This is a genomic window from Holdemanella sp. (assembly GCF_056804935.1).
Window position 1 is genome coordinate 1 of record NZ_DBMEXE010000072.1, and the last position, 6,917, is coordinate 6,917.

At 36.9% G+C, this 6,917-nt stretch carries 6 protein-coding genes; all 6 read left to right on the top strand.

Annotation, left to right across the window (positions count from 1 at the left end; genetic code table 11):
- Window positions 1-114 precede the first annotated feature (114 nt).
- From ACZQCL_RS04765 to ACZQCL_RS04790, 6 genes are read left to right on the top strand one after another with little or no spacing between them, the layout of a single operon-like run.
- Window positions 115-864 (top strand): exodeoxyribonuclease III, encoded by a 750-nt coding sequence (locus tag ACZQCL_RS04765; RefSeq protein ID WP_118114542.1) that lies wholly within the window; start codon window positions 115-117, stop codon window positions 862-864.
- The gene (gene ruvA, locus ACZQCL_RS04770; RefSeq protein ID WP_288522586.1) at window positions 851-1,444 is read left to right on the top strand and encodes a Holliday junction branch migration protein RuvA; all 594 of its coding nucleotides are present in this window, start codon (window positions 851-853) and stop codon (window positions 1,442-1,444) included. The genes ACZQCL_RS04765 and ruvA overlap by 14 nt, the downstream gene beginning before the upstream one ends.
- A 5-nt stretch (window positions 1,445-1,449) precedes the next feature.
- Window positions 1,450-2,460 (top strand): Holliday junction branch migration DNA helicase RuvB, encoded by a 1,011-nt coding sequence (gene ruvB / locus ACZQCL_RS04775; protein ID WP_117926609.1) that lies wholly within the window; start codon window positions 1,450-1,452, stop codon window positions 2,458-2,460.
- A gap of 39 nt (window positions 2,461-2,499) precedes the next feature.
- On the top strand, window positions 2,500-4,053 hold the full coding sequence (locus ACZQCL_RS04780) for a single-stranded-DNA-specific exonuclease RecJ (protein WP_482481973.1): 1,554 nt from the start codon (window positions 2,500-2,502) through the stop codon (window positions 4,051-4,053).
- Window positions 4,054-4,084: 31 nt separating this feature from the next.
- On the top strand, window positions 4,085-4,606 hold the full coding sequence (locus ACZQCL_RS04785; protein ID WP_227992826.1) for an adenine phosphoribosyltransferase: 522 nt from the start codon (window positions 4,085-4,087) through the stop codon (window positions 4,604-4,606).
- Between the two features lie 33 nt (window positions 4,607-4,639).
- Complete coding sequence (locus tag ACZQCL_RS04790; protein ID WP_227992823.1) at window positions 4,640-6,844, top strand: RelA/SpoT family protein; 2,205 nt, start codon at window positions 4,640-4,642, stop codon at window positions 6,842-6,844.
- The last annotated feature ends 73 nt before the right edge of the window (window positions 6,845-6,917 follow it).

A 6,917-nucleotide genomic window follows, 5' to 3' on the forward strand; every position in this document is an offset into this window, starting at 1 on the left:
TTGGTAAGCCGTATGCCTTAATAGGGCACGTATGGTTTGATAAGGGGCGGCAGAATTTAAACTCTGCCGCCTACTTTCTTTTGGTGTGGTATAATGCTTCTGAGGTGTTTTTTTATGAAATGTATTTCGTGGAACGTAAACGGGATTCGTGCCGTATTAAAGAAGGATTTTGTGGAAATTCTTTATGCTTTGGACGCAGATATTTTCTGTATTCAAGAAACGAAGGCACAACCCGATCAAATTGAAGTGGATTGTGAATTATATCCGTATCAATATATAAATAGCGCACAAAGAAAAGGCTATAGTGGAACAATGATTTTCTGTAAAGAAGAACCAGTGTCGGTTCGTTATGGAATGGATATGGAAGAACATGATACAGAAGGAAGAGTGATTACGCTTGAATATCCTGCATATTATGTTGTGACTGTTTATACACCAAACTCAGGAGATGGTCTAAAGCGTTTAGATTATCGTATGGAATGGGATAAAGCGTTTAGTGCCTATTTAAAATCATTGGATAAACCAGTTATGGCTTGTGGCGATTTTAATGTGGCTAATGAAGAGATCGATATTAAAAATCCAAAGACAAATCATAAAAATGCAGGTTTTACAGATGAAGAAAGAGATAGCTTTAAGAAGTATTTATTGTCTCATTTTGTAGATACATATCGTACTTTGTATCCTGAAAAAGTAGAATATTCTTGGTGGAGTTATCGCTTTAAGGCTCGCGAAAAGAATGCGGGATGGAGAATTGATTATTGGTTAGTATCACCGGAATTAAAAGATAAAATTGTGGATGCCAAGATTTTGACGGATGTATATGGTTCCGATCATTGTCCTGTAGAATTAGATGTTGAGGTGTAATATGATTGCGTTTGTGAATGGCGTTGTAAGAATTATTCGAAGTGATCGTGTTGTGTTGGATGTGCATGGGGTAGGCTACGAAGTCTATCTGGCAAATGCTTTAAGTCAAAAAATGGGAGATGAATTGTTTCTTTATACGTATCAACATGTACGTGAGGATGCGATCTTGTTGTTTGGCTTTTTAAAAGAAGAAGACTATGAAGTGTTTATGCGTTTGATCAATGTGAAAGGCATTGGTCCTAAAACAGCACAGACTATGTTGTCGGTATGTTCGGGAAAAGAAATGATTGAAGCCATTGAAAATGATGATATCAAAAAACTTAAGTCTTTACCTGGTATTGGTGCAAAAACGGCAGGACAAATTGTTCTAGATCTAAAAGGTAAGTTTGTATCTTTGGAAACCAGTGATGGTGCTACATCAAATCCAGTGTGGGGCCAAGTTCAGGATGCGCTTTTATCACTTGGATATAAGACAAATCAATTAACGAAAATTAAAAAGGAATTAGAAAATACAGAATTAGGAGAAGATGAAATGCTAAGACAAGCATTGATCTTACTCGCAAAAAGAAATGGAGTATAAGATAAATGCCTAGAGAAGTAGATGGAAATTTACAAGAGTGCGATAACTTTGAAAAGACGTTGCGTCCGCAAAGTTTAAATGAATATATTGGGCAATCGGAATTAAAAGAAAATCTAAATGTGTTTATTCACGCGGCGAGATCTAGAAATGAAGCTTTGGACCATGTTTTATTCTACGGCCCTCCTGGACTTGGAAAAACAACATTGGCCTATATTCTTGCGAATGAGATGCATGGAAATCTTAAAACAGCCAGTGGTCCTTCGATTGAAAAAAGTGGAGATCTAGCTGCGATTCTTACGACGCTTGAACCAGGAGATGTCTTATTTATTGATGAGATCCATCGCTTGCCAAAACAAGTAGAAGAAGTGTTGTATCCAGCTATGGAAGATTATTGTCTAGATATTGTGGTAGGTAAAGATTCGGCTACGGTACACAATATTCGTATTAATTTACCACCTTTTACACTTGTTGGTGCTACAACTCGTGCTGGAGATTTAAGCGCTCCTTTACGTGATCGTTTTGGAATCATTTCCCAATTGGAGTACTATAATTTATCGGACTTAGAAAAAATTGTTTATCGTACAAGTTGTGTTATGAATACGGAAATTGATAAAAATGCTGTCACAGAAATAGCTTTACGCTCACGTGGTACTCCACGTATCGCAAACCGTTTGTTTAGACGTGTGCGTGATTTTGCACAAGTCTATAATGAGGGTGTGGTTTCAAGTGAAATTGCCAAAACAGCTCTAGATCGACTTCGTGTGGATCATTTAGGTTTGGATGCGGTTGATCACAAATACTTAAAGGGTATTATTGAAAGATTTAAAGGTGGTCCCGTCGGACTTGAAGCCATCGCATCAAGTATTGGAGAAGAGCCGATGACACTCGAAGATGTATATGAGCCCTATTTATTACAGATTGGTTTTATCAATCGTACGCCAAGAGGAAGAATTGTAACGCCTAAAGCGTATGAGCATCTTCAAATTCCTTATCAGAAAGAATTGTTCACAGATTAATAGTCTGTGAACATTTTAATATATGGTATAATAATTAGCATGGAACAAATGACAGAATTAACAAAAAAAGTATTAGAATTTTTAGAGCCCGATACATCAAAATGGGAATATTGGACAACGAGTCAGCCTTTAAATTCAATTTCTGAATCCGCATGTATGGAAAGGTTTAAAAAGCGTATAGCACAAGCTGTTTCGAATTGTGAAAAAGTAATCGTTGCCGGTGACTATGATTGTGATGGTATCAGCGCAACAACCATTATGGTTTCAGGATTAAGACAACTAGGTCTCGAGTGTGGTTTCTATATTCCAGACCGTATCAAAGAGGGGTATGGATTAAGTGAGGCGACAGTTACACTCGCACACAAAAAAGGTTATTCCTTGATTATCACAGTAGATAATGGAATTAAGAGTACGCAAGCTTTAGCGTTGGCTAAAGAATGGGGTATGGATGTAATCGTAACGGACCATCATACAATGGATGAAGAGGTGAATTGCGATATTGTAGTGCATCCAACATTGATGGAATCTTGTTTTGAAACATTATGTGGAGCTGGCGTTGCCTATGAATGTATGCGTGTATTAGAAGTTGACAATGACTATCTTTTACAACTAGCAGGCCTTGCGAGTATTTCAGATATGATGATTGTGAAAGGGCAGACGCGTGCTTTAATTCAAAATGCTTTACGTTTGATGAATCAAACGCATGAAAAACATATATTTTCATTAGCTACCGACCGTGAGTTAAATGAAACGAGTATTGGTTTTCAGGTGGTCCCAAAATTAAATGCGATTGGAAGATTAAGTAATCTTGCGAATGCGAATAATGTTGTTCGTTATTTTTTAGCACAGGACGATGAGAGTATTTTTACATTGGGTCAGCAGATTACACAGATCAATACGATTCGTAAACAATTATCGGATCAGATGCAAAAAACAGCTTTGATGAAGTGCAAAGGCAATGAAGATATCTTTATGATTGAAGATGCAAGCTTTCATGAGGGAATCATTGGTTTAGTTGCAGGATCGATTTGTGCTAGCTTTAATAAGCCTTGTATTGTCTTGGCAAAAAATGAGCAGGGGTATAAGGCAAGTATGCGAAGTCCAGAGGGCTTTAACTGTATGGATTTTTTAGGTGAATATCCACATTTTGTGACGTTTGGCGGACATGAAAATGCAGCTGGTTTTTCTTTGAATCTAAATGAATTTGATTTGTTTGAAAAATTTATTCATACACGTATCAAGGAATATACGTATAGTGTAAAGAAGAAAAATACATTAGTCATAGATGATGAAGAATTAAGTTTAAAAACCATTCAATCTTTAGATATACTTAGACCGTTTGGTCCTGGTTTTGTGTTTCCTAGTTTTGAAATCGTTCAGCCAAAAATTAAAAGTTTATATGATTTTCAAAATCATAAACATCGCAAGTATACTTTAGAATCTGGCTTGCAGTGTATGCGGTTTAACCAGAGTGAAGCGGAGTATAAAAAAAGTGTAAATGCGATTTATTCATTTATTGGAACTGTTCAAATCAATCAGTATCAGGGTCGTAAACAGGTAAATTTTGTGATTGATGAGATTGTATATGCGTAGTAAAATGGAATCAATTAGAAAGAGGTTTTGTATGGATTTAAAAGATTATATTGAGAGTATTCCAGGATTTCCTAAGGAAGGAATCGTTTTTAGAGATGTAACACCTATTCTACAAAACGCGAATGCGATGCGTTATTGTGTAGATCAATTCAACGACTTTGTGAAGAGTATTGGTGCCGATGTTGTGATTGGCCCAGAAGCTCGTGGTTTCTTATTTGGTGTGCCAGTAGCTTTAGAGAATAATGTTGGTTTTGTACCCGTTAGAAAGCCAGGAAAACTTCCTAGAGAAACAGTGAATGAAACGTACGATCTAGAATATGGTCAAGATGAGCTTTGTGTCCATGCGGATGCCATTTTACCTGGGCAAAAAGTTGTGATCATCGATGATTTATTAGCTACAGGAGGTACTGTAGAAGCCATTATTAAAATGGTTGAGCGTATGCAGGCAAGCGTTGTCGGTGTAGCTTTTGTGATTGAATTGGATGATTTAAAAGGAAGAGAAAAGTTTAAAGATATCCCAGTGTGTGCACTAACACATTTTGAAGGAGAATAAAGAATTTAGGTTAGGAAAGGGGGCGCAGTGATTATGAGTCAGAAAAAGCAAGTTACTTTTGAAGAGTGCATGGAGAATGTACAGACATATATAAAACGCCCAGAAAATATTGAGTTGATACAAAAGGCATATGATTTTGCCTATGAACACCATAAGGGGCAGTTTCGTAAAAGTGGAGAGCCTTATGTCATTCACGTAATTCAGGTGGCGAATACATTAGCGTTAATGCATTGTGGCCCTAAAACGATTGCGGCTGGTCTTTTACATGATACAGTAGAAGATTGTGAAGGCGTAACTACAGATACGATTATAGAATTGTTTGGCGAAGAGATCGCAACTTTGGTGGATGCAGTTACGAAAATTGGTGCCATCAAGTTTAAAGATGAAGAAGAATATTTGGCAAGTAATCATCGTAAGTTGTTTATTGCGATGGCCAAAGATATTCGTGTCATCTTGATCAAATTAGCGGACCGTCTACATAACATGCGTACGTTGCAGTATATGCGTCCGGAAAAACAAAAGAAGATTGCGCGTGAAACATTAAGTGTATATGCACCGATTGCACACCGTTTAGGTATCAGTGAAATCAAAAACGAGTTGGAAGATTTGTCTTTTAAATATCTGGATTATAAGAAGTACGAAGAAATTAAAGGTTTGGTAAAACAACGTGAAAGTGATCGTAATGGTCAAGTTCAAGAAATGATTTCGGATATTGAATCGATTTTACAAGAGTATAATATTCAATATCGTATTTTTGGTCGTTCTAAACATTTCTACAGCATCTATAAAAAGATGGTTACAAAAAACAAGCGTTTTGAAGAAATTTTAGACTTATTAGCAATTCGTATTATTACAGATTCAGTGGTGCATTGTTATGAAATATTAGGTTATATCCATGCCAAATATAGACCGATTCCTGGTCGTTTTAAAGATTATATTGCGATGCCAAAAGCCAACATGTATCAGTCTTTGCATACGACGATTGTAGAGCCACAACATGGTAATATTTTTGAAATCCAGATTCGTACTGAAGAAATGGATGCGATTGCCGAACGAGGTGTTGCGGCACACTGGAAGTATAAAGAAAATCGTAATTATGCGCCTGAGTATGAACAAAAAGAGATTGAGGATAAACTTTCTTGGTTTAGAGATTTCTCTATGATGACCGATGAAGAGAGTGAAGATCCACTTGAATATATGAATGTACTTCAAAAAGATATTTTTGAAGCCAATGTATATTGTTTAACCCCTAGAGGTAAAGTTATTGCGTTACCTACAGGTTCTTGTCCAATCGATTTTGCGTACAGAATCCATACGGAGGTTGGTAATAAAACGGTTGGTGCTAAAGTCAATGGGGCTATTGTACCTTTGAACACGCCATTAAAAACGGGAGATGTTGTTGATATTTTAACCAACAACAACTCTGTAGGTCCAAGTGCAGACTGGATCAAAATTGTTAAGAGTGGGCATGCACGAAATAAGATTCGTACTTTCTTACAAAAACAAGAGCAGCAGTCACGCAAGGACAGTATTAAGCTAGGTCAATCGATGCTTGAAGATGAGTTTAGACGTTTGAAGCTGGATTCAAAATTAATGGAAACCAAACGTTTAGAGTCGATTTTAACATCTTTGTCATTTAAGAGTGTGGATGATCTATATGTAGGTATTGCGATGAAGCGTGTATCATTGCAGTCCATTGTGGATCGTTTGGTGAAGAATCGCTCGAATATGTTGGAAGATCAGGAAATTATGAAGATCTACAATAAGCAGCCGGCTCACCAAGTGAAACATTCAAATTGTGGTGTTATTGTTCCAGGCGTTGATACGATTGCGGTATCTTTGGCAAATTGTTGTCGACCTATTCCGGGTGATCCAATTATTGGATATATTTCTAAAGGCCAAGGTGTGAAGGTCCATAGGGCGGATTGTCCAAATATCTTGAATGAAAAGAAACGTCTGATTCCTGTTCAATGGGAAGAGGGCTTAGATGAAAAACAATATGAAGTCAATTTGGTGGTTCATAGTGATGATCGTAACTACTTATTGAGCGATATTGTGACAACTTTGCAGCAGTGCAATGTCTATTTAAAACATGTAGATTCGGCTGTGGATGAAGGAAACTTAGAGGCAACCACAAAACTAACGGTTGCAGTAAAGAATGCAGCGCATCTACAAAATTTAATTGCGAACTTAAAAAAAGTACGAAGCGTCAATGAAGTCGTTCGTACAATTCAATAGGAAGGCTAATTAAACTGGTTCAAAAGTCAAGGACAAATATCTGACAGTTCTTGCTAAATGAGTGTCACAAATT